Below are 24,084 nucleotides of genomic sequence, written 5' to 3' on the forward strand. Positions count from 1 at the left end.
CCAAACCCTTATCTTTATTAACCGCACATTTAAATCACTGCAATCATATGGACCCAAGACTCAGAAGCTTAGTTATTGTTGTCGGGATTGGCGTGTTTGCCCTCGTCCTCTTGTGGTCGAGCATCACGGTGACCATCAATCCTGGAGAAAAAGGTGTCTTGTTCCGCCGTTTCGCCGGAGGACTCGACAAGGAGAATGTATTTGAACAAGGATTTCACTTCATTGCGCCGTGGAATACCATTTACATCTACAACGTCAAGGTACAGGAAGACAAATCCATCATGCAGGTACTGTCCAAAAACGGTCTGACCATTAAGGCCGAGATCAGTTACCGCTACAATCCGGACCCTACGAAAATTGGATACCTCCACGACGAGGTAGGTAAAAACTACCTGGAGACCATTATTATTCCAGAAATCCGTTCTGCGACCCGTGAGGTGATCGGGGAATACTTGCCCGAAGAACTCTACAGCACCAAGCGCGAGGCCATTCAGGTGGAAATCTTCAACCGCACCTATGCGGCCATGGAGAAGAAGAACCTGTACCTCGATGCTGTTTTGATTCGCGAGGTAGAGCTTCCGCCAAAACTCCAACAAGCCATCGAGCGTAAATTGGAACAGGAGCAGGCCGCACTCGAATACGAGTTTAAGCTGGAGCGCGCTAAGAAAGAAGCCGAGCGTTTGCGTATTGAAGCGCAGGGTAAGGCCGATGCGAACGTGATCTTGAACCGCTCTTTGACGGAGAACATCCTACGAGAAAAGGGAATCGAAGCTACGGTTCAGCTCGCCTCTTCACCGAACGCCAAAGTTGTGGTCGTGGGAAGTGGAGAAGATGGGCTTCCGCTAATCCTCGGGAATAATTAATTCATTAAGCTCAAGGTGAGCATCAAAGCGTTGATCGCCAGCAGTAGCAAGTTGATCAGCGTGAGGTTCACGGCCCATTCATTCCGATCTTTAAAGAAAAATGTGAGCAGGGCCACCCCAAAGAGCAGACTGAAGAACTTGAATCCGGCCTCTACGGCCGGATTTTTTGTTCGGATAAGTTGATTCTCGCGAATGATGTCGATACCGAGGGTCATCCCGTACACCGGGCTTTGCTTTAGGCTGATTTGATCACCACGCTGAATCTCGTCCACGAGCTCATAGAAAATCCGATGTTCTTCCTTGTCCGTAATGATGGTATAGTATTCACGATCGGCTGGATCTTGTGAGATGGGGAAGAGGTAGAACTTCTCCATGACCACTTCAACCGGTCCTGTGCGCGTCATGGCATAATCCGCGAAGAAACTGACCGCAAGCAAGAGACTCCCTAGGGAAACAATGAGCGCGTAGGTCTTGAACTTCTTGAAGTAGGCGTTGTCCTCTTGCATCCGTCGAATGTGCTTCATCCAGGCACGCTGACGGTTTAGTTCGTAGTTTCGATTGCGTTCTGCTTCTGTTTTGTATCGCTGCTGCGGATTGGCTTTGGCCTTTTGAAACTGTTCAAAGCCGGAACTCCCGTTCGCCTTTTTGGTGCGGATGTATTTGAGCCCTCGATCGTAATGCGCTCTGCGCTTATCATCTGAAAGGGTATTGTACGCCTTCTTGACCGCAATGAATTGATCATGGGCCTTGGCCGAAGGGTTCCGGTCAGGGTGGTATTTCTTTGCGAGTGTCCGGTACTGCTGCTTGATTTCGTCTTGGCTGCAGTCCTCTTGGACCTTAAGTATATCGTAGTACGTTCTCACCGTGCACTAGGGCGACACCAGCTCCATAAGCTGGGCGCAAAACAAGGCGCCGTAGGTTCCCAACGCGTATCCCAACACGGCCAATAGTACACCGACGGGCGCTAAAGAAGGGTGGAAGGCCGCAGCCACAACTGGTGCACTTGCTGCACCGCCAATGTTTGCTTTACTTCCAACGGCCAAGAAGAAATAAGGAGCCCGGATTAACTTGGCAACGAGGAATAATAAGGCCACGTGAAAGGCCATCCAGATCAGTCCAACCGCCAACAGTCCAGGGTTGTCGAAAATCTTCAGGATATCCATCTTCATACCAATCGTCGCCACCAACACATAGATGAATACGCTCCCGAATTTTGAAGCTCCCGCTCCTTCAAGTTCCCTTGCTTTAGTAAACGAGAGGGCCAATCCTATTGTTGTGGCCAATACGACCAACCAAAAGAACCCAGAGTTCAAAACTGACTTTGCCAAAGCCGGAACACTCGTTGTGATAAAGCCCGTAATCAAGCTGCTTCCCCAGTGTGACATGGCTGTAGCCATAAAGCCGACGCCCAATATGATCATGAAATCCTTAAGGGTTGGCATCTTGGCAATGCTGTTCGAATAAGCCTCTACCTTGTTCTTCAATTCCTCAATGGCTGAGCTATCTGCTTTGAGCCACTTGTCGATTTGCACTTGTTTGCCCACGCCGTAGAGCAGGAAAGCCATCCATATGTTGGCCACAATGATGTCTACAAGCACCATAGCGCCGTATTTTTCTGGATTGTATTGGTAAATCTCGAGCATAGCTGCTTGATTGGCTCCGCCACCAATCCAGCTTCCAGCAAGGGTTGAAAGCCCTCTCCAGACCGCATCTGGCCCAGCACCTCCAACGACTTCAGGAGAAATCATGCTCACGATCCAAACGGCAAAAGGCCCACCTAATACAATACCGACCGTAGCAGTGAAGAACATGATAAGACTCTTTGGACCGAGGTTGACAATGCCCTTGAAATCGATGCTCAGGGTCATGAGGATCAGGGCCGTAGGAAGCAAATAATTCTTGGCCATGGTGTACAGTCCGCTGATTTCTGTGCTAATGATGTTGAAGGAATTCAACAAGGCCGGGATCATGTAACACATCAAAAGAGGAGGGAAGAAGGTGTAGAATTTCTTCCAGCCTTTTCCCTTGAGCTCCGCTGTATAAAAGACAAGGCCGAGCGCGGCCATCAAGAGACCAAAGACAATGGCGTCGTTACTAAATAGGGGTGGGTTTACGGCTACTTCGGCTTCCATTTGGTTCAAATTTCCGCCTAAAATAGGGAAAAGTATGGGCGCTTAGACTTCGGCGTCCATGAGGTCCGTTACCACGTGGTATCGAGGGTCGTCAATGGCTGTTTCAATCACGGAGCCATCAAAAAGAGGACTGGCTTTTCGCAGCAATACTTGACACTCAGGGCTCAAGTGCGTCAAATGCACGTTCTTTCCTTGGGCTCGATATTTATTGACCAAGTTCCAAATGGCTTCAATTCCGGAATGATCGCTGACGCGTGATTCCATGAAATCAATCTCTACCTGTTCCGGATCCTCAGATACCGTGAACTTGCTGTTGAAGGATTGAATGGATCCGAAGAATAGTGGCCCCCATATCTCGTAGACCTTGGTTCCGTCGGCTTTCGTGCGCTTGCGAGCTCGAATCATCGTCGCGTTTTGCCAAGCAAAAACCAAAGCGCTCATGACTACACCGGTCAGTACAGCAATCGCTAAGTCTTGCCACACGGTGATGGCCGAAACGGCTATAAGAATCAGGGCGTCAGCCAATGGGATTTTATTGAGAATGCGGAAGCTACTCCACGCAAAGGTACCAATGACCACCATAAACATAACGCCCACCAATGCGGCAATGGGAATCTGCTCAATCAGTCCTGAGCCGAACAGAATGAACGACAGTAAGCCAATCGCGGCGACTACACCGGAGAGTCGTCCCCGACCCCCAGAATTCACATTGATCAAAGATTGACCGATCATGGCACATCCTCCCATTCCTCCAAAGAGTCCGTTGAGCAGGTTGGCTGAACCTTGAGCGACGCATTCACGGTTTCCAGAACCTCTCGTTTCGGTGAGGTCATCGATGAGGTTAAGGGTCATCAAAGACTCAATAAGGCCCACGGCGGCCAAAATAAACGCTGTAGATAGAATCAATCCCCAATGTCCCTTCATGGTGTCGAAGAGACTAAAGATTTGAATTTGGAAGGTAGGTAGTCCTCCTTTAAGCCCTTCACCACCGCCTTCGCGAATAAAGGAACCCACAGTCGGGACATCCATACCAGAAGCAATCGCAATACCAGCTACCACAATAATCCCGACCAGCGCAGAGGGAACGGCCTTGGTCACTTTGGGTAAAAGCCACATAATGAGCATGGTAATGCCAACCAGGGCCATCATGGTGTAGAGCGGAGTCCCTTCAAGCCAGCGCGACTCACCATCGGTGGTGGTCTTGAATAAGTTGAGCTGAGAAAGGAAGATTACGATGGCCAAACCATTCACGAATCCCATCATCACAGGATGTGGAATGAGGCGGACAAACTTCCCAAGTCGAAATAAGCCTGCGGACATCTGAATGAGACCTACTATCAAAAGAGTAATGAATAGCCATTGTAGACCTAGGTTTTCAATAGGTTGAGCCAATTCCATCCCCACGGCATTCCCCTTCTGAATCATATGGACCATAACCACGGCCATGGCGCCAGTAGCCCCTGAAATCATACCTGGACGGCCTCCGAACAATGCGGTGACCAAGCCCATCATAAAGGCGCCGTATAATCCCACGAGTGGATCTACGCCAGCGACGAAGGCGAAGGCAACCGCCTCTGGAACGAGCGCTAGGGCAACGGTAAGTCCAGAGAGGATATCAGATTTCGGATCGAAAGTAAAGCTGTGGAAGAATTTCGACATGATCTTGGGTTTGGCTTTGAAGCCGGCAAAGGTACCAAAAAAAGAAGCCCCGAGTAGTCTCGAGGCTTCTTGAAATAAGTTGATTTCGAGCTTATTCCGTCTCCAAAAGCGGGATCTCCAAGGCCAATTGGGCGTCAACTAAAGTCTCAATCTTGCTTTCTGCTTGAAAGAAGGTGACCACTTTGCCAGCAGGTAATTCTTTCTTGAACTTCGCGTACCAAGACTTCTTGAGCTTGTGCAGATCTTCGCGGTAACGCATAGAACTGTTCCATAGCTCGTCGGCTTTCTCGTCCGTCATAGTCTCGTAATTATCGGCGAAGTCACGAATAATAGCGATGCGCTCATTGTGGACTTTGTAGAGGGCGTTCTGATAGTCATTGTACATTTCCCAAAAGACAGCGGATTCCTCTTCTGTAAGCACCATGATTTCAGCGATGGCCGCTTTCTTTTCGACGCTTAGTACTTCGCGCGTCATTTCGAGGTAGTCGTTTGAGTTTTGCGCCCATCCAGCCGCAGAAACCGTGAGCACCATCAAAAGGGTAAATAGATTTTTCATTTGAATTGAATTATTTCGCGATTGAGCCTCGAATTTAAGCACTTTTATTGAAGCAGTTTCGACAGGCCAGAATACTTTTCCGTTATGTATCTTGAGCCTCCAAATGAACACATTATGAAAAGACTCCTATTGATTTTAATGATCGCCCTCACGGGCGGATGGTCGAGTTCCTTCGCAAAAGAAGGTATGTGGATACCGCTTCTTCTCGAGCAGCTGAACGAAAAGGAAATGAAAGACCTCGGCATGACCATATCGGCAGAGGATATCTACAGCGTTAATCAAGGAAGTCTTAAAGATGCGGTGGTCCACTTTGGTGGATTCTGTACAGGAGAAGTCATCAGTGATCAGGGATTAGTATTGACCAATCACCACTGCGGGTATGGCGCTATACAAAGCCACACAACGCTGGAAAACAACTACTTGCGAGATGGATTTTGGGCGATGAGTCGCTCGGAGGAATTGCCGAACGACGGGTTGTTCGTCCGATTCATCAAGCGTATTGACGACGTCAGCGAACTCGTTCTGTACGAGGTAGATGAGGAGATGTCTCAAGCTGATCGAGCCGCGAAGATCAAAGAAAATGTGGAGGCATTGGTCGCGAAAATGGAGGAAGAAACCGGCTTCGATGCTATGATTCGCCCCTTTTACGCGGGCAATCAATACTTCCTTTTTCTGACGCAGACCTACAATGATGTTCGACTGGTCGGAGCACCACCTTCAAGCATCGGGAAGTACGGTCGAGACACCGACAACTGGATGTGGCCTCGGCACACTGGCGATTTTTCCATGTTCCGAATCTATGCGGACGCCGACAATCAACCTGCTGAGTACGCTGAAACGAATGTTCCATACGCACCGAAGCATCACTTGCCCGTATCGCTTTCCGGTGTGCAGCCCAATGATTTTACAATGGTTTTTGGTTTTCCGGGATCAACGGATGAGTACATGCCAGCAGCCGAACTGGAAATGATGGTCGGCAAATGGGATCCAGCGAAAATTGAATTACGTGAAAAAGCCATCAACATCATGGTTGAAGCCATGAAGGCCGACGAGCAAGTCAATGTGCAATACGCAAGTACTCAAGCTGGATTGGCAAATAGCTGGAAGAAGTGGATTGGTATTGGGCAAGGAATCGAATTCACCAAAGCTGTGGAGGCAAAAAGAGAGCGTGAAGAGCGCTTCCAAGAGTTGGTCAGCAATAATCGTCGATTCGACGCTCGGTATAAGACATTACTTCCGAACTACGAAAAGCTCTTTGGAGAATGGAGCCCTTATGTGGAAGCTCGCGACCTCTATTTAGAGACGTGTTTTAGAGCAGTAGGAAGCATGTATTTCACGTATCAAATGCGAGGGCTCCCCGAAAAGCTAGAAGGAGCAGCGGCAGATACGGCTCTAATGGAGGCCTCCGCCCAGGGTTCCGGGCATTTCAAGGATTACAACGAAAGCTTGGAGCGCCGACTATTTGTCGAAATGATGCAGCACTACGTAGATCATGTTTCCCCTGAATTGAGAAGCCCATTACTCGACGAATGGTCTATGGATCGTGCCGGGGAACTCTTTGATGCGTCAAACTTCACTAGTGCCGAACGCTTTAATTCTTTTACGGCCCTGAGTCCCAAGAAGGCCAAAAAAGCCATCGCAAAAGACGAACTGTTTGGCTTATCAGGCGCTCTTCTAGACTTTTATCGTGCCAACCTGGCTGGCCCTTACGGATCTATTAGAGCTCAAATAGACAGCATGGATCGTATTTATATGAAGGCACAAATGGAGGTGTTCCCAAGAGAGCGGTTTTATCCGGACGCCAACAGTACCTTGAGGTTGAGCTATGGAAAGGTGGAGGGCTTTGCTCCTCGAGATGCCGTCACCTACAATCACATTACAACCTTAGAGGGTGTAGTCGCTAAATACGTGCCCGGAGATTATGAGTTTGACTTGCCTGCACGTTTACTTGAGTTGGAAGCCTCAAAAGAGTATGGCGATTACGCGAATGAAGAAGGGGAGTTGCCCGTGTGTTTTATCGCGAGCAATCATACCAGTGGAGGAAACTCGGGATCTCCGGCCATAAATGGACGAGGCGAACTTATCGGGCTTAACTTCGATCGCGTATGGGAAGGAACCATGAGCGACTTCAACTTCGATGAGCGGATTTGCCGCAACATCATGGTCGATATTCGCTACGTCCTTTTCATTGTAGACAAGTTCGCGGGCGCCAGTCACCTTGTTGATGAAATGGACTTGGTATATGCCCCAGAAGAGGAGGCACCAGATCAAGACGTTCAATCTGAGGTCATTCTGGATTGAATGAATTGTTAAAATCTCATCGATTTTTTGAGGAAAACGATAAAGTACTATATTTGGCCCCTATGAATATCTGTGCACATCAGCATCATCATCACATCCATCGCGAGAGCGACCGGAAGTGCTGAGGTATGTGCAGGGATTACATTAACCTACTCATCATATTCATCACCCGTCTGGTCGCCAGATGGGTGTTGTTTTTTTAAGGCTACTTGAACACTCTTCTGGCGATTGGCATTATAAGCGACAATGTCAACACTAAGAATCGCCATTCAAAAATCAGGACGTCTTTACGAAGAGTCCGTTGACCTGCTTAAGGCGGCAGGTCTTAAGATCGATAACGGTCGTCAACAACTCAAAGCAGAAGTGCGAGGATTCTCAGCGGAGGTCTTCTTCTTGCGAAATTCTGACATCCCTCAGTACTTGGAGGATGGGGTTGCCGATATCGGAATTGTCGGAAGCAATCTCCTCGAGGAATACCAGAACCCGCTGGATTCGATTGAATCCTTGGGATTTTCTAAATGCAGGGTCTCATTAGCCGTGCCCAGAGAATCATCTTACCAATCGGTTCAAGACCTTGCAGGAAAGAGGATCGCTACCAGTTACCCCAATACGCTTCGCCGATTCCTCGAGGATCAGGGCGTAACGGCTGACATTCACAACATTAGCGGGAGCGTCGAGATTGCGCCAAACATCGGTGTGGCGGACGCTATTTGCGATATCGTAAGCAGTGGGAACACCCTTTTTGTCAACGGCTTACGCGAGACGGAAGTCATCCTGCGAAGCGAAGCGGTTTTGGTCGCTCGTCCTAACCTTTCTACAGAAATTCAAGATTTACTTGACCAATTCCTGTTTCGGATTCGGTCCGTTCTCCGCTCGAGACAATACAAGTACATCTTGCTCAATGCACCCAATGGTCAACTGGAACGAATCACGAACATCCTACCGGGTATGAAGAGTCCGACCATCATTCCCCTCGCGGAAGCGGGATGGAGCTCCGTACACAGTGTCATTGAGGAAGGCCGGTTCTGGCCCATCATCGATGAGCTTCGACAAGCCGGCGCTGAGGGCATTCTCATCACTCCAATCGAAAAAATGGCATTATAAAATGAAGTGGATAAAAAATACAAGGCCCTCACGGGCCGATGAATTGCTCGCGCGTCCCAGTCTGCAGCGCGACGAGCTCGATCAGCTCGTCAAGCAAGTCTTTTGGGAAGTAGAGCGCGAGGGAGATGCTGCGGTAGCCCGATATAGTGAGCTCTTTGACGGCTTTAAAGAGTCCAATTGGAAATTGGATCGAAGCGCCTTAGAAGAACTGGCTGAACGCGTAGCGCCAGAAGTCAAAACGGCTATTGATCGGGCCCGAACCAATATTCAAGCCTTTCACGAAGCCCAAGGTTATGACGAATTGGAAGTCGAGACGATGCCGGGAGTGGTTTGCCGGCGTCGCCGTCTGCCGATTTCATCCGTTGGTCTGTACATTCCGGGAGGAAGTGCTCCATTGTTTAGCACGGTTCTGATGCTTGCGGTTCCCGCGGATATTGCAGGCGTTAAACAGAAAGTACTGGTAACTCCGCCCAATCGAGCAGGTTCGGTTGCTCCTGAGATTGCGTACTGCGCTTTGAGTAGCGGAATCACGGAAATCTACCTCGTTGGAGGAATTCAGGCGATTGCCGCTCTTTCCATTGGCACAGATTCTATCCCTAAGGTGGATAAAATCTTTGGCCCGGGTAACGCATACGTTACAGCAGCCAAGCAGTTTGCCCAGAATTACGGGGTCGCTATGGACTTGCCCGCCGGGCCATCAGAGGTCATGGTGGTCGGTGATGGAGGCATTGATCCGGCCTACGCCGCTTCTGATTTACTGGCGCAAGCCGAACACGGGCCTGATAGTCAAGTAGTCTTGCTCAGCACCGATGAGGATTGGATGGAGGCCGTGAACGAAGCAGTCATCCGGCAGAAAGAAACACTACCTCGAATCGACATCATAAATCAAAGCTGGGACAAATCCCTTTTCGTGCTCGCACAAAACGAAGAGGAGCTCGTAGAATGGATTAACACGTATGCTCCCGAACACTTGATTCTAGCAGGGGCTGCCGAACAGCTAGCTGAACAGCCCATTCGTGCGGGATCTATCTTCCTTGGAGCTTTCACGCCCGAAACGACCGGAGATTATGCCTCTGGAACAAACCACACCTTACCGACTGGCCTATGGGCGCGCAACTACAGCGGGGTATCCGTGGATAGCTTTTGTGTGTTTCAGACGCTGCAACGAGCTACAAAGGAAGGATTGGCATCTCTTCAGAGCACATTGGTGCAAATGGCTCGCGCAGAGCGCCTGGAAGCGCATGCCCGAGCAGTAGAAGTCCGATTTAATGCAAAGCAGCCATGACTGAAGTGAAACCACTTATAGACGAGTTGATACGTCCTGAACTAAGAGGATTCCGAGGTTATTCTTCGAGTCGAGACGAGGTTGAGGAGGCCCCGGAGATTCGGCTCGATGCCAATGAGAATCCTTTTCCAAGCGGATACAACCGGTATCCGGACCCACAACCAAGTTCAATAGTTGAAAAGCTATCTGGTTATTACGGAGTAGAGTCAGATCAACTCCTTGTGACACGCGGGAGCGATGAAGCCATCGACACCATCTTGAGACTGGTGGGTCAACCAGGAAAAGATGCTGTTCGGATCTTTCCTCCCACCTATGGGATGTACTCTGTTAGCGCTCAAATTCAGGGTCTTGAGGTCATTGAATCGCCATTGGAAATGGACTTCCGCTGGCCAAATATACGGGGAGAGAAGCCTGCCAAGGTTACGTTCCTTTGTTCTCCTAACAATCCGACGGGAGGGTCTATCCCGCTTGATCGACTGCGTGAACTATTAGATCAGTCTGAAGGAATCGTTGTTGTGGATGAAGCCTATGCGGAGTTCTCGGACGAGGCTTCGGCCGTTGAATTGATTGCTGAATATCCACAGCTGCTGGTTTTGCGCACACTTTCGAAGGCATTCGGATTGGCTGGACTCCGCATTGGGGTTATCCTCGGACAAAAGTTCTGGATAGAAGCGCTGCAGTCCATTTTAGCCCCATATCCCATACCAACTCCTGTCTTGGAGGCTTTTTTAAGACAATTTGACCCGGATCGAATGAAGGTAGAAGTGATGGAGATCGTCGGGTTGCGGCAAAGGCTTAAAGAGGAGCTTAGGTCGTTGGACACGGTAGAGGAGGTGCTCCCTTCGGAGGGGAACTTTTTATTGGTTCGATTGCGATGCGAAGCGGAGCCATTGCGGGGCTTTTTATTGGAGCGTGGAATCTCCATTCGAGACCGTTCTTCCGCCTTCGGATTCCCCGCGGTTCGGATCAGTATTGGAACACCCTTAGAGACTCTAAAACTGGTTAATGAATGGAAAAATTACACACCATGAAGAAGGTGATTTTCTTAGACCGTGACGGTACCTTGATTGACGAACCCATCGGTACAGAGCAAGTAGATTCGTTCGATGTTTTGAAATTTGAACCAATTGTTTTTGAGTCAATTAGAAGTCTTTTATTGAAGCAAAGCTTTGAGTTAGTCATGGTGACCAATCAAGATGGATTGGGGACAGAGACCTTTCCTGAAAAGGACTTCTGGCCTGTGCAGAACTTTGTCGTAAACACCTGTGCAGCTCAGGGTGTTCCTTTTGCGGATATTCACATTGATCGAACCCGTCCAGAAGATGGGGCTCCTACCCGAAAACCCGGCACGGCATTGCTTCACAGATACATGCAAGGAGATTATGATCTAGCCGGGAGTTGGGTGATCGGTGATCGGCTTTCGGACGTTGAGCTTGCAGCTAATTTAGGAGCTCGATCCGCCTTGTACGACCCTCGTAGAAGGTTTGATTCGAGTAAGGCCGATGTCTATGCAAGGACTTGGCCGGAGTTGGTCAAGAAAATCTTGACTGTGCCGTACCGGATTCCTTTGAAACGCAATACACGAGAGGTTCAACTTCAAGGTAATATTGTCTTTCAGGGAGCGGGTAAGTCGGAAATTAACACGGGATTACCTTTTTACGATCACATGCTCGAGCAAATCTCCCGCCACGGCGGAATTGATCTGAACCTCACGGTACAAGGGGATTTGGAAGTAGATGAGCACCATACTGTAGAAGACGTGGCCATTGAGCTCGGCAAAGCACTTGCCGAGGAGTGGAAGTCTTCCGCCGGTCGCCAACGCTATGGCTTTGCATTGCCCATGGACGATGCCGCGGCTGAGGTTCGTTTGGACCTAGGTGGTCGCTTTTGGTTGGATTGGGAAGTTGCCCTCAAAGGACCTCAGGTAGGTGGTATTGAGGCGGATTTATGGGCGCATTTCTTCCGCTCCTTCGCAGAGAATGCGCGCATGAACCTCTATGTGCGCGCTTCGGGCGAAAACGATCACCACATCATTGAATCCGTATTCAAGGCCTTTGCGCGCGCTTTAAAGGCCGCCTTACGGCGCGACGAATCACTTGAGTTACCCACCACTAAAGGACAATTCGGATGAAGCGTATAGTACTGTTGGAATACGGGGCGGGCAACACCAGGAGCGTGGGCTTTGCCTTAGAGCGCTTGGGAGTTGCGTATTCTGTGGAGTCGATCCCAGTGGATGATGCCGCGGGCTATATTTTACCCGGGGTTGGGGCTGCGCCATCGGCCCGCAGGGCCTTAGAAGAGAATGGTTGGTGGTCTTGGTTGGAGGAAGCCCGCGCCCCTGTTTTGGGCATTTGTCTGGGCTTGCAGCTTATGAGTCGTTCCAGCGAGGAAGGGAAAGTGGGCGGCTTAGGTCATTTTGAAACGGTTACACGAGCCTTTCAGAAAGCGCCTATAGTACCGCACATGGGGTGGAATTCGGTCAAATCGAAAGGGTCGCGCCTGCTTGAAGGGGTGCCTGATGAGACGGACTTCTATTTTGTGCACGGTTATCGGCTCGATGATTTCCCAGAATCCACGGGCGTTACAAGCTATTTCGATGATTTTGCCGTGGTCGCGGAGAAAGACCTTTTTTACGGTGTTCAATTCCACCCAGAGAAAAGCGGCGAGGCCGGTGCTCGGGTGATTCAAAACTATGTGGATCTATGTTTCGGATAATTCCGGCGATTGATTTGATCGAGGGTAGGGGAGTACGCCTTGAGCAGGGTGACTTTTCCAAGGAGACGGTGTACGCTTCTAACCCTGTAGAGCAAGCCTTGAAATTCGAACGCATGGGGCTCCGCGATCTTCACTTAGTGGACCTGGATGGAACGCGTTCCAAAAGGCTCGAACATCAGGGTGTTTTACACTCTGTTTCGCAAGCGACCTCCTTGCATTTGGACTATGGTGGAGGAGTGCGAAATGAGGAGGATATCGAGCTTTTGCTTTCCCTTGGCGCGTCAAAAGTGGTGCTTGGAAGTGCCGCTGCCCTGCGGCCAGACTGGTTTGTAAAAACACTTCAATTGATAGGATCTAAAAATCTGGTTTTCAGTTGTGATATACGAAACAAAAAACTCCAGCTGTCAGGTTGGCAGTCGTCTTTTTCGGGTGATTTTTGGTCTCTTTTAGATCAATTCTCAAAGGCCGGGCTCCAAGAGGTTCAGTGCACCGCCATCGACCGAGATGGTATGTTGAAAGGACCGGATTTTGAGCTTTATGAGGAAGCGATTCGACGTTTTCCACAACTGAATTGGATCGCCTCAGGAGGAGTTTCGCGCCGTCAGGATTTGATCGATTTGGAGGCGCTGGGATGTTCCGGAGCCATCGTTGGGAAGGCATTCTATGAAGGACGAATTACCGAAGCAGATTTAAAGCTCTGGACCCATGCTTAAAAAACGAATCATTCCTTGCTTGGACATCAAAAACGGGCGAACAGTCAAAGGGGTAAATTTCAAAGGGCTTCGAGATGCGGGCGACCCTGTTCAACTCGCGGCGAAGTACAACGAAGCTGGAGCGGATGAATTGATCTTTCTGGATATCTCCGCCAGTGAGGAACGCCGGGAAACCCAGCAGCAGTGGGTCGAACAGGTCGCTCGTGAGGTGGCCATACCCTTTGCCGTCGGCGGCGGAATCAGTAGTGTTGATGAAGCCTACGCGCTTTTGCGCTGTGGGGCAGACAAGATTTGCGTTAACTCGGCCGCACTTGCTCGACCACAACTCATCGCCGAGCTGGCTGATGCTTTTGGTCAGCAATGCGTTGTCTTGGCGATTGATGCTACCGTAGAAGAAGGAACCTGGCGCGTCTTCAGCCACGGAGGTCAGCGCAGAACAGACCGCGAACTCATAGAATGGGCCGTTGAAGCTGAAACTATGGGAGCTGGCGAGATTCTGTTCACCAGTATGGACCACGACGGCACCAAGGACGGTTTTGCCCTTGATGGGCTCCGTGCCCTTCGTGCGGCCACTTCAATCCCCATCATTGCTTCAGGTGGCGCGGGGGAAATAGTCCACTTTACTGAGGTTTTCAAAGAAACCGATGTAGAGGCCGCTTTGGCCGCCAGCGTATTTCACTTTGGCGAGATCGAGATTATTGAATTAAAACAGGCCCTACGGGCCGATGAAATCCCCGTGCGATAATGGATCAAAAGAAGATAGATTGGCAAAAGATGGACGGGTTGATCCCGGCTGTTGTCCAGGATCAAAAGACAAAATCAGTTCTGATGTTGGGGTATATGAGCCCCGAATCGTGGTCTCAAACGCTTGAAGACGGTTTTGTGACTTTTTGGAGTAGATCCAAGCAACGTCTTTGGAAAAAGGGAGAAACGAGCGGAAACACGCTAAAACTGTCCGACTGGAAGCTGGATTGCGATGGGGATACACTCCTACTGTCTGTAGATCCTGCAGGTCCGGTGTGCCATACGGGCGACACCACCTGTTTTGGCAACGATCATGGACGATTCCTAGATGCATTGGAATCGCTTGTGCACCAGCGCGTTGCGGATCGTCCCAAAGGCAGTTATACGACGAATTTATTGGAGGCTGGACTCCAGAAAATTGGGCAAAAGGTTGGAGAAGAAGGTTTGGAAACCGCTCTGGAGGCAGCCTCTGGATCAGATGAGCGCTTGATTAGCGAATCCGCGGACCTCGTATATCACCTAATCGTTTTACTCCAAGCTCGTGGATTAAGTATGAGCGAGGTAGAGCAAGAGTTGGAGCGCCGTCACCGTTCGTGACTACTTCCAGTTTACGCGAATGTAGGAACGTTTCTTTTGGACCACATCGGGAACACTTTCCAAGAAATCATCGCGCATGGCCGCGAGAAGGTGCTCTTTAGTGAACCCTTGATGGGTTACAAAACTCACCTCCCGAACGGGCTGCGGGTCGTTGAACGGAATGACATGAGCGTTTTCTGATCCGCCACGAGCCGATAACTCCGGAATAAGAGTGAATCCTCCGTTCTGATCGACAAGCTGCTTTAGCGTTTCGATAGAACCGCTTTCGTACATAAAGCCCTGATGGTCAATTTGCTCGTTCTTTGGTCGGCAAATATTCAAGACCTGAGAGCGAAAACAATGACCCTGATTCAAAATCCACAGGTCTTCATCCGGTAGCTTCTCGGGGTCAATGCTCTTTTGTCCGTAGAGTGGATGCACGTCCGAGGCATAGATCATGAAGGATTCATTGAAGAGAGGGATCTCTCGAATTTCCGATTCCTCCAAGGGGGTTACCAATAAGCCAATATCCAATTGATCTCCCTTCAAACGCTCAATGATTTCGAGCGTTTGCAGTTCCTCTACAACTAAACGGACCTCAGGGTGTCGCTCGGTGAAGAGCTTGAGGAAGCGCGGCATCACATAGGGGGCTAGGGTAGGGATTACCCCAATCCGAAATTCCCCATCCATGGTTTCCTTGTCCGACTTAATAATTTCTTCAAGTTGGTGGAACTCGCGAAGTACCTGTCTGGCTTTCTTGACTACGGATGTCCCAAAGGGCGTCGGCTCAATGGGCTTCTTGGTGCGATCAAAGAGCAACATGCTCCATTCGTCTTCCAATTTCTTGACCTGCATGGTCAGAGTAGGCTGGGTCACGTGGCAAGATTCCGCTGCACGAACAAAGCTTCGGTGCGTATCCAAGGCCACGATGTACTCGAGTTGCTGAATGGTCATCTCAATAGAATTCGAAGCGGTACTCCAGACCGATGTTCAACATCCACGTGCGATTGAAGGCCTCGACTTCATCGTCCAAGAACAGGTCGCTCTGTCCAACAAAGTAGCGCGCATCCAAGCGCAAAGCTACGTGGCGGCCAAAGAAGAAGTTGATTCCCCCTCCGAAGATGAGGGCGTTATCCCTTGTATTCCAGTTGCGGTCGTTGAAGTTCAAGTTCTCGGTGTTGCGAATGTCGCCAATCCCATTTACGGGCGGATCCAGACTGAAGCGCTCCAGAACTTCACCACCGGTAGCATAGCTAAAGTTGTACCCGGCTAAGAATCGAATGCGCAGCGGTCCATCGCCAAAATTGACCTGGGCCATTACGGGAATGTCGAAGTAATTGATGTCGTATTCTTCTCTGTAAAACCCTTCATATTCGATCCCATCAATAGTGGCGGATCCTTCTTGATGGATGGTGGCACCTCGTCCACTCCAACCCGGTTCAATGCGCAGAGAAAGTCGTTCAATGGGTTGATATTCAAGAACAAAGGCGAAGTTTCCGCCGTACTTGCTGATGATGTCGATTTGACTCGTATCGCTGCTGGCGTTCCAATCGCTAAGCGCGGATCCACCTTTCAAACCCACGGTCAGCTGGGCCTGTGCAGTCCCGGCTAATGCTATAAACAAGCCGAGAATAAATGTTTTCTTCATAGTCTCTGTTTATGGAGCCAAGATACGAAACCGGCTTATTTCGCGAATTGATATCGAACGATTTGTTCGATCTTGGTTTCGTTGATTTCTGTTGTGGCACTGAAGACTACTTCAGTCCACCATCCGGACCATCGTTCAAAGCTATACAGGCTTTTTTCTTCAAAGCTAAAGGAGCCGTTCCCCAAGGGAGCCATGGCGTCTTCACCCATGGCCTCACGGAGCTTTAGGTATTCGTTGATCGCAACTCGAGCTTTTTCTGGATCAACGGTGGTCTTGGTTTGAATGGTGGCCGTGCTGTCGCCTAATTCAATAATGCGGGTTTCCAATACTCCTGGAACAGGTCGATTGGCAAAATCAATGGGCACGTCGCGTTCTTGTCGCTTAACAGAGTCCCGGTGAATGGCAACGTTGTACGCGTTGAATAGCGTTTCATAGGGTTGGAGAGCGGTATTCTCGACCTGTTGGCGTTCATCGAGGCGCCGTTTCATTTCCAGAACCAATTGATCTACTTCCTCATCGGACATCTCGATACCCGACTTCTTGAAGGTAGTTCCCACGTATTCAAAAATGGCGTCATACACCTTTTGTACCCGATCCCAATTGCGCAGCCCGGTGGTATAACCTGCCGGATGGACCTTGACCTCGAGCTCTAGGCTGTCGGTTTGTGCGAGTACTTGATCGACGGCATACTGTAACTCGGGGACGTCCGTAAACACATCAACCTTGAATCGCTCGGCCATCCAGTCTAGGGTATAGCCCTGGGAAGAAGCGGTGAGGACCTCTATGTAATCTGTCGTGGAATCCTGTCGTTCGCGAAGGACTGTGTCTTTACGAGTAATGCGTTCCTCGTAGCTAATCGTCAAGGTTCTTTGATCTCCGATCTCCCATTTTGGAAGCAACAGTAGCCACTCGTTTTGAGCCTGGGCTGACGTGCAAAAAAGGAGAAAGAGAATAGCGTACCTCATGGAATTAGCGAAGATAGGCTTCTGAGCAGGAACAATTACCTTTGAGGTGTGAAGCAAGGAAAACACCAGTCGATTCGCCAACCTGAGTATGCGGGCGGCCCAAAAGCACTAGATGCCTTTGTTAAGGAGAACGTACGTTATCCTGAGTCGCGTATACCCGATCAGATCAAGGGAGTCGTCCGAGTCAAGGCCGACATCAACAAGAAAGGGAATGTAGTTCGAGCAAAGGTAATTGCCGGCTTGGGTAAGGAATTCGACGATGAGGCGCTTCGCGTTGTCAAGCTGCTAAAATTCTTGGTGCCTGAAAATCGAGACATTAAGATTACTTTCCACAAACAGTTTAATATCACCTTTAATCCTCCCAAGCCTCAACCCAAGCCCAAGGCCAAACAGGTGAATATTCAAATCTCTTACCATTACACCCCAAAGTCAGGGGATTAAAGGGTTTTGAGATATTCGATAAGGGCGCTTCGGTCCGAGTCACTTAGACCGTCCCCAAAAGAGTGTCCTTGATTGCTGTATCCCGGCAAAGAAGTATCGTAGGTCTGCTTGTCAGTGGGTCCGGTTTCCTCTGTGAAATTCCATCCCACCTGATTCAGATTGTAATCCATGTCGTCGAGGGTTCTCCTCCAATACGTCGGGCGATCGCTACTTTTCAACAGGGACCACAAATCCGGGACACTCCCGTTGTGGAGGTAAGGAGCCGTAGCCCACACTCCGTCTAAGGGAGGGGCGAGGTATCCACCTTCTGTTTCAAATCGTGCCGTAGGCACTGTGGTTCCATACCAACTTCCATTATACCACTGTTCAAAATCCGCCAAGGCGAAATGGGCATCCGCGAGCAAGGGGTCGGTTCCGACATCGGATAACGGGACTAGGTAATTGGGATAAGTCTCGTTGTCACCGTAGGTTCCATGGCAGCGTGCGCAATTGTTGTCAAAGACGATTTTCCCGGCATCGACAAGGACTGGATCCGTCGCTTCAGGAAAGACGGGAGGATCGAGGCTCTTGATATAGGCCATTACATCGGCCGCATGGGCATCGATGGCCCGGGCTTCATTACTGTCCGTCAACGTTAAGAGTGCCGCGGCTGTTGAAATCTTCGCGTGATCTCCGCGTCCGCTCCCGGTGTAGAATTCCGCATTTTTCTTTTTCATGAGCCACCAGGCGGGTACGTCGGTAGGCACTACTTCATTGTCGTAGGTGAATTGAGGATTTTCTAACCAGGTTAAATCGTCGCTTTTTCGATGCGCCACAAGGACTTGAGTGAGTTTGTCGGCTGGGTTGACGCCCACCACCTCGGTGACAATAGTAGGCCCTGTAACGAGGGTTCCACGTCGGAAATTTGCAAAGGCTGCAGCTTCATCGCTATCGGCCCCGTAAAACGTGGCGATGGCAATATCCAGGGCGGGAATCACTGTTGCGCCATTAGAGGTGAAGTCTCCGAATGAATTACCCAGTCCTTCGATGTACTGACCGCGAAGTTTTTGACCGTGGCATTGAAAACAGTTGGGAGAAACCACCCGCGTTCCGTTCGCGTGATCAATAGCGGTGAATTCTGGACCAATGACCGCGTTATCCCCTGTGCGGTTGAGGACGTTCTCGTTGTTGGTTCCGATCACCTGGGTGTACAGGTCATAAGGGATACCCGATCCGATGTAGTTTCCGGTAACTAGAAAGTCACGACCAGCTGATGGATCACCGCTTCTTTGAGGTTCCGAATCAATACTGGAATAACTCGTGTCACCAGGACCGTCGTCGTTGTTGTCTTTTTTGCATTGAGCTAGCGTCAGGACAAAGAATGCGCTAGAGCAGAGGAGTAGAGTACGCTTCATGGTCTTAAGAATTGAAAAAAGCCGGCCCCGAAAGAACGAGACCGGCCGTGCCACCTATGGCTATTGAAGGCAACCTAAAAACCAGCAATAGCCTGAGCGCCAAGGCGCCCTAATGTTTCACGACCGCTTTAAAGATAAGAATTAATGAACGCGAACGCCCTTGAGGTAGGTTAAGTCGATGTTACTCTCCGCTAAAGCATTCGGGTCGGCCACCATCCAATCGGTGCTGGGTACAATGAAATCCGCACGTTTACCGACTTCCAGACTTCCGCGGGAATCTTCCCAAAAACCTGATTTTGCCGCCCAAAGGGTCATGCCCATGAGCGCCTCACGGCGCGATAGTCCATTTTCGAGCTGGAATCCACCTTCGGGAAAGCCTTGAATATCTTGCCGAAACACCGCTGCGAAGAAGGTCCACTTGGGGTTAATGTCCTCAACGGGAAAGTCTGTTCCCAGGGGCATCCAGCCGTGGATATCGAGCAAGTCGCTGTAGGCGTAGGCATGGGCGATCCGTTCAGCACCTAAACGATCCTCCGCCCAGTACATGTCTGAGGTGGCGTGGGTTGGTTGAACGCTGGGGATCACTTCAAATGCGGCAAAGGATTCGTAATCAGAAGGCGTTACGACCTGTGCGTGCTCAATACGCCAACGTCGATCGTTGTCTTTTTCCAAAACCTGTCCGTATACGCTCAAGACTAGTGCATTTCCACTATCGCCGATGGCGTGTGTATTCACCTGAAAATCACTTTCAATCACACGGCGTACGATCTCCGCCAAACGAGTGCTGTCCGTAATCAAAAGACCGCGCCAATCGTGACGGTCATGGTAAGGTTCTTTTAAATAGGCTCCGCGAGAGCCAAGCGCACCATCGCAATAAACCTTGAATCCGCGTACGGTCAAGTGTTCACTTTCGTAGACCCCGTTCTCTAGGTAGTAGTCCAATTCTTTGTCTTCGGCCTGAGCCCAAATACTCAGCGGAAACTTCAAGGTTCCAGCCTTTTGAATACTGTCAATAAAGGAGATGGTCTCCAGCGGTAAGCCGGCGTCCATAACCCCGGTGAGCCCTACATCGAATAGATCTTGTTCGGCTTCCACCATGGCTCCAGCCAGGGCGGTCCAAGACTCTTCAGGAAGGCTTTCGCGAAGCTCACCCGCACCTGCATCAATGCACACTCCCGTGAGCCGCCCTTCTTTTTGAATCAGTTCTCCTCCGGAAATTTCCGTTTCCGTGGTGAAACCGGCCATTTCCATAGCGTGATCGTTGGCAATTAGCGCGTGTCCATCGATTCGAGTGAGCGCTACAGCGCGGTCAGGGAAAAGCTCATTTAATCGATCATTGTCTGGATACTCTTGAACGGCCCAATCATTTTGATCCCATCCACGGCCCAGAATGGGACCATCGGTGACCTCTTGGGAAAATGCTGTAACGCGCTCCAAACACTCTTCCCAAGACTCGGTCCCGGTGAGGTCCACGCGTAATTTTTGACGTGCGTAGTTGCGGAAATGGGCGTGCGCGTCGATTAGCCCTGGGTAACAAGCTCTCCCTTGCAGGTCGAGTTCCTCGCTGACGGTATATGCCTTCGAGAGCTCTGCATAAGTGCCTACGGCTAGAACGGCCCCGTCCGCTACGACAAACGCTGAAAGGGTGTCAAAATTCTCCGAGCAGGAGTAAATGGTGCCGTTGTGGACGAGGAGGTCTGCTGGGGTGGGAGGGGTGGACATCGTGCCACAGGCACTGAGGATTGTTCCAAGACCTAGGGCGAGTATAATTCTTGTCATAAGGTGTTTTTTAGTGCGTAAAACTCAGGGTCGTTTGCGTTCCTCTGTTCTTTTCCGATCGAATATCGAGTTCGCCACCCAGGGTTTCCGTGAATTCCCGTATGAGGCTCATACCAAGCCCTGTGCCCAACTCACCGCGTGTACCGGTTTTGCTGAATACCTGGCCCTTGAGGATGCGATTGACCTCGGCCTCCGACATGCCGACACCTTCGTCTTCCACGGTGATGGTCACACAGCCCTGGTTTATCCCGCGAACACGAATGGTCCCGCCCTGGGTAAATTTGATACTGTTTTGGAGGAGGTTTCGCAGGATGAAACTCAAGATGTTCTCATCGGCCCGAACAATGAGCCCCTTTGGAACCTCGTTCTTCAGTCGATTGTCCTTGGTCTCCGCAAGGTTTGCCAAGGGCAAGAAGACGCGTTCAACAGTTGCATGGACATCGACGTCTTTAACCTCTACCGCCCGGCTTTTCAGTTGATGAATCCCCCATTGAAGGAGGTCTTCAAGTAGGTTTCTCGCCTGAGCCAAATTTTCTACAGCAGCGGGAGCAATTTCCCTGATGTCCGCCGCGGAAAGCTCTCCTTTGCTCAACATATCCAATAAGGTCTCCAGGCCGCCCAGAGGTCCGCGAAGATCGTGGCCGATAATACTGAGCAATTGATCCTTGCTGTGGTTGAGTTCGCGGAGCTCTTGTTCGGACTTCTTTCTTCGCTGATAGGATTGATACCCTATGATCAGCATGGCTATAGCCAGTAGAATGAGTACAACGGAACCCGCAATGAGCCAGCGCTGCAGCACGATTCGCGCCTGAGCGCTCTCATTCATCTTCTGCTGCATGGCATTGATGTCTAACAGGCTCGCGTTTTCTTGCTGAAGCTCTTTCAACTCCATGTAGCGCATTTGCGTCAGCGCTTCTCGAGACCTTAACGTATCGTCAATAGTCATGGCCCTACGGGCCGATGTGTACGCCAGATCACTCATCCCAAGAGCGTGCGCAGCTTTACTTTGCTCGTCCAAAGTCATCAAAAGACTCGAGGGGCTTGATTGTACTACATCCCTCTTCAACAAGTCTTCAGTCAAGTTCAGCGCCAACTGGGGCCGCCCCATTTTCGTATAGGTTTCCGCAATACAAATGTCCGTAATGGCCATATCAGAAAGGCTTACGGTCTCCTCATATATTCTCCTTGAAGCTTCGTAGGCGGCCAAGGCTTCATCCCACTGTTCTTCTTTGAGGTACAGGTCCCCTTCCAAACCCAGACCAAACGCTTCATCTGTTTTTCCGTATGGGTAAGCTCTGGATGTGGTAATCACTTCATCGATGGTCACACGCGCTTTCTCCAGCTCTCCAGTTTCGATATAAGTGGCAGCAAGATTGGATTGTGTCAGGATTAAGAGCGCAGTGTCTTGATGCTTGTTAGCCAGTGCAAGAGAGGTCTTGAGGTGTTCAAGGGCTTTGGCGTAGTCTTCGACATCCATAAAAATGGTGGCGACATTGTTGTATATGTAGGTGGCATACTCTTCAGACCATTCAGACGATTCATAGAGCCGAAGCCCCTGATAGTAGTAGGTTAGGGCCTTTTCAACTTGACCCATATCGCCCAAGATATTGGCTAAGTTGTTGTACGCATCTGAAATATCGTATTCATCACCAGACGCACTGTAAAGGGCAAGTGCCCTTTCCCCGTGCAACATGGACGAATCCATCACTCCTTTGTAGTAAAATGCAGTACTCAAGGTAATCTCCGCCCAACCTTCGAGATAATCATCTTTGTACATTGTCAGCTCATCTAGAGCCAGACGGGCATAATAAATGGAAGAGTCGGTGTTTTCATACCACAAATCTTCACTTTGAACAATGAGGTCTTCAATTCGCCCTTCAATAACGTTTGCACTGACATCGGGAGCCTCTTGAGCCGAGGCTAAGGTGTTCAGCAAGAAGCACAAGGAAATGCTCAAGCTTGAGAAAAGGACGTTTCGTGACATAGCATCACAAAAATCCTAAAAAAAAGTGAGTTGAAGATTAATCGACTTTAACGCTGCGGTCGAGGGGAAGGGAAAGAGCAATGACCGAGGTACGTTCATTGGTCGTAATATCAATGTCACCATTCATGTCCTGCATGAAATCGTCAATAAGTTCAGTCTCAGCTCTATGGCTTTTCCAATGCTCTCGGGTACATCCAACGTTAGAGATGTGCAGTGTGCTGTGGTCGCTATGGTGAATCAGATGAACTTTGATTTCGCGATTCGAGGTATGCTCTAAAATTCGCTTGATGAGGTTTCGAAGGATAAATCGCATGCGCTCAAGATCGGCGCGGAAGGCCTCGTGCTCCCGCAAGTCCAGATCCCAGCTTACTTTCTGCTCGCGGGTCACGTGATTAAATCGATCCAGTTGCTCTTGAAAGATTCCTCGAATGGGCACTTCTTCAAGATGGACACTCATATCCGACCGAACCTTTCCCCAGTGTATTAAGTGGTCTATTAGATGTTGGGTCTGATCCAAACGGTTGAGCACATCCGGACCCACATCTTCCATTTCCTCCGTACTCCAGTCTCCGCGGAACATCAGTTGCAAAATGGACTTTAACCCTGAAAGTGGTTCCCGAACATCTCGGCTGAGCATATTCAGTATACGCTCTTGAGTTCCCTTGGATTGAAGGAGTTCATCGCGCTGTTCTTCAATAATTTGACCTTTCGTCACCTCGTCTTTCAGGGCGCGGCGAAGACGAATGGTCCGAAGGACTTGATTGGCCAGAGTCTGGAGTCCAAAAACTTGATCTTGACTCAATTCGCGCGGTTTATTGTCCAAAACACACAAGGTTCCTAAAGCATAACCTTCTGGTGTCACTAGTGGAAACCCGGCATAGAATCTGACGCTCGGATCGTTGACGACTAAGGGGTTCTCGGCAAAGCGCTCATCCTCAAGCATATTGCCGACAATCATGGGCTCTTCCTGAAGAATGGCATGAGAACAAAAAGCAATTTCTCGATCTGTTTCTGATCCTTCCGTGCCTACTTTGGATTTAAACCACTGCTTATCCGCATCAATCAAGGTGATTAATGAAATAGGAGCTTCCGCAATCTGAGAAGCTAAAACAGCGACCTCGTCATAGGCCTCTTCGGGCTCAGAATAAAGCAGATCTAAGGCATAAAGTGCCTCAAGTCTTTCAGTCTCATTATGTGGAATTCCGGGCTTAATCACGCATGGAAA

The 24,084-nt window shown here is 49.9% G+C and carries 22 protein-coding genes; 11 read left to right on the forward strand and 11 right to left on the reverse strand.

Features of this window, described 5'->3' with window-relative positions:
* Window positions 1-47 precede the first annotated feature (47 nt).
* A complete protein-coding gene (locus HZ996_08430; protein QTN39161.1) occupies window positions 48-863 on the forward strand; it encodes a prohibitin family protein in 816 nt (271 codons plus the stop codon).
* On the opposite strand, the gene HZ996_08435 is transcribed toward HZ996_08430, so the two are convergent.
* The 4 genes from HZ996_08435 to HZ996_08450 all read right to left on the reverse strand — a co-directional run bounded on the left by HZ996_08435 (window position 860) and on the right by HZ996_08450 (window position 5,210).
* Window positions 860-1,726: a J domain-containing protein gene (locus HZ996_08435; protein QTN39162.1), complete on the reverse strand. Its 867-nt coding sequence runs from the start codon at window positions 1,724-1,726 to the stop codon at window positions 860-862. The two genes, HZ996_08430 and HZ996_08435, sit on opposite strands and share 4 nt — an antisense overlap.
* Window positions 1,727-1,732: 6 nt before the next feature.
* Window positions 1,733-2,995 carry a DUF819 family protein gene (locus HZ996_08440; GenBank protein QTN39163.1) on the reverse strand — a complete coding sequence of 421 codons (1,263 nt, stop codon included), beginning with the start codon at window positions 2,993-2,995 and terminating at the stop codon, window positions 1,733-1,735.
* A gap of 42 nt (window positions 2,996-3,037) precedes the next feature.
* The gene (locus tag HZ996_08445; protein QTN39164.1) at window positions 3,038-4,654 is read right to left on the reverse strand and encodes a SulP family inorganic anion transporter; all 1,617 of its coding nucleotides are present in this window, start codon (window positions 4,652-4,654) and stop codon (window positions 3,038-3,040) included.
* Window positions 4,655-4,745: 91 nt separating this feature from the next.
* On the reverse strand, window positions 4,746-5,210 hold the full coding sequence (locus HZ996_08450; GenBank protein QTN39165.1) for a hypothetical protein: 465 nt from the start codon (window positions 5,208-5,210) through the stop codon (window positions 4,746-4,748).
* Window positions 5,211-5,324: 114 nt separating this feature from the next.
* Here HZ996_08450 and HZ996_08455 point away from each other — a divergent pair, with 114 nt between their 5' ends.
* The 9 genes from HZ996_08455 (at window position 5,325) to HZ996_08495 (ending at window position 14,669) form a co-directional block, all read left to right on the forward strand.
* Complete coding sequence (locus HZ996_08455) at window positions 5,325-7,511, forward strand: S46 family peptidase (GenBank protein ID QTN39166.1); 2,187 nt, start codon at window positions 5,325-5,327, stop codon at window positions 7,509-7,511.
* Between the two features lie 246 nt (window positions 7,512-7,757).
* Window positions 7,758-8,615 carry an ATP phosphoribosyltransferase gene (locus HZ996_08460; protein QTN39167.1) on the forward strand — a complete coding sequence of 286 codons (858 nt, stop codon included), beginning with the start codon at window positions 7,758-7,760 and terminating at the stop codon, window positions 8,613-8,615.
* 1 nt (window position 8,616) lies between these two features.
* A complete protein-coding gene (gene hisD / locus HZ996_08465; GenBank protein QTN39168.1) occupies window positions 8,617-9,900 on the forward strand; it encodes a histidinol dehydrogenase in 1,284 nt (427 codons plus the stop codon).
* Complete coding sequence (hisC, locus tag HZ996_08470) at window positions 9,897-10,931, forward strand: histidinol-phosphate transaminase (GenBank protein QTN39169.1); 1,035 nt, start codon at window positions 9,897-9,899, stop codon at window positions 10,929-10,931. The genes hisD and hisC overlap by 4 nt, the downstream gene beginning before the upstream one ends.
* Window positions 10,928-12,031 carry a histidinol-phosphatase gene (gene hisB / locus HZ996_08475; GenBank protein QTN39170.1) on the forward strand — a complete coding sequence of 368 codons (1,104 nt, stop codon included), beginning with the start codon at window positions 10,928-10,930 and terminating at the stop codon, window positions 12,029-12,031. Before hisC ends, hisB begins: the two co-directional genes overlap by 4 nt.
* The gene (hisH, locus tag HZ996_08480) at window positions 12,028-12,615 is read left to right on the forward strand and encodes an imidazole glycerol phosphate synthase subunit HisH (GenBank protein QTN39171.1); all 588 of its coding nucleotides are present in this window, start codon (window positions 12,028-12,030) and stop codon (window positions 12,613-12,615) included. Before hisB ends, hisH begins: the two co-directional genes overlap by 4 nt.
* On the forward strand, window positions 12,603-13,328 hold the full coding sequence (locus tag HZ996_08485) for a 1-(5-phosphoribosyl)-5-[(5-phosphoribosylamino)methylideneamino] imidazole-4-carboxamide isomerase (protein ID QTN39172.1): 726 nt from the start codon (window positions 12,603-12,605) through the stop codon (window positions 13,326-13,328). The genes hisH and HZ996_08485 overlap by 13 nt, the downstream gene beginning before the upstream one ends.
* Window positions 13,321-14,073, forward strand: a complete 753-nt coding sequence (gene hisF, locus HZ996_08490) for an imidazole glycerol phosphate synthase subunit HisF (protein ID QTN39173.1) — start codon at window positions 13,321-13,323, stop codon at window positions 14,071-14,073. The genes HZ996_08485 and hisF overlap by 8 nt, the downstream gene beginning before the upstream one ends.
* Complete coding sequence (locus tag HZ996_08495) at window positions 14,073-14,669, forward strand: bifunctional phosphoribosyl-AMP cyclohydrolase/phosphoribosyl-ATP diphosphatase HisIE (protein ID QTN39174.1); 597 nt, start codon at window positions 14,073-14,075, stop codon at window positions 14,667-14,669. Before hisF ends, HZ996_08495 begins: the two co-directional genes overlap by 1 nt.
* On the opposite strand, the gene HZ996_08500 is transcribed toward HZ996_08495, so the two are convergent.
* From HZ996_08500 to HZ996_08510, 3 genes are read right to left on the reverse strand one after another with little or no spacing between them, the layout of a single operon-like run.
* Complete coding sequence (locus HZ996_08500; protein ID QTN39175.1) at window positions 14,670-15,602, reverse strand: LysR family transcriptional regulator; 933 nt, start codon at window positions 15,600-15,602, stop codon at window positions 14,670-14,672. It abuts the gene before it with no gap.
* 1 nt (window position 15,603) lies between these two features.
* Entirely contained in the window at window positions 15,604-16,296 is a 693-nt protein-coding gene (locus HZ996_08505; GenBank protein QTN39176.1) for a PorT family protein, read from the reverse strand.
* A 35-nt stretch (window positions 16,297-16,331) separates the two neighbouring features.
* A complete protein-coding gene (locus HZ996_08510) occupies window positions 16,332-17,261 on the reverse strand; it encodes a hypothetical protein (GenBank protein ID QTN39177.1) in 930 nt (309 codons plus the stop codon).
* Between the two features lie 48 nt (window positions 17,262-17,309).
* On the opposite strand from HZ996_08510, the gene HZ996_08515 reads away from it, so the two are divergent.
* Window positions 17,310-17,702 (forward strand): TonB family protein, encoded by a 393-nt coding sequence (locus HZ996_08515; protein QTN39178.1) that lies wholly within the window; start codon window positions 17,310-17,312, stop codon window positions 17,700-17,702.
* On the opposite strand, the gene HZ996_08520 is transcribed toward HZ996_08515, so the two are convergent.
* The 4 genes from HZ996_08520 to HZ996_08535 all read right to left on the reverse strand — a co-directional run bounded on the left by HZ996_08520 (window position 17,699) and on the right by HZ996_08535 (window position 24,075).
* Entirely contained in the window at window positions 17,699-19,096 is a 1,398-nt protein-coding gene (locus tag HZ996_08520; protein ID QTN39179.1) for a c-type cytochrome, read from the reverse strand. The two genes, HZ996_08515 and HZ996_08520, sit on opposite strands and share 4 nt — an antisense overlap.
* Window positions 19,097-19,237: 141 nt before the next feature.
* Window positions 19,238-20,875, reverse strand: a complete 1,638-nt coding sequence (locus tag HZ996_08525; GenBank protein QTN39180.1) for an amidohydrolase — start codon at window positions 20,873-20,875, stop codon at window positions 19,238-19,240.
* A gap of 10 nt (window positions 20,876-20,885) precedes the next feature.
* Window positions 20,886-22,859 carry a tetratricopeptide repeat protein gene (locus HZ996_08530; protein QTN39181.1) on the reverse strand — a complete coding sequence of 658 codons (1,974 nt, stop codon included), beginning with the start codon at window positions 22,857-22,859 and terminating at the stop codon, window positions 20,886-20,888.
* A gap of 37 nt (window positions 22,860-22,896) precedes the next feature.
* Entirely contained in the window at window positions 22,897-24,075 is a 1,179-nt protein-coding gene (locus HZ996_08535; GenBank protein ID QTN39182.1) for a GAF domain-containing sensor histidine kinase, read from the reverse strand.
* Window positions 24,076-24,084 lie beyond the last annotated feature (9 nt).

Source organism: Cryomorphaceae bacterium, from assembly GCA_017798125.1.
Classification (GTDB): Bacteria; Bacteroidota; Bacteroidia; order Flavobacteriales; family ECT2AJA-044; genus ECT2AJA-044.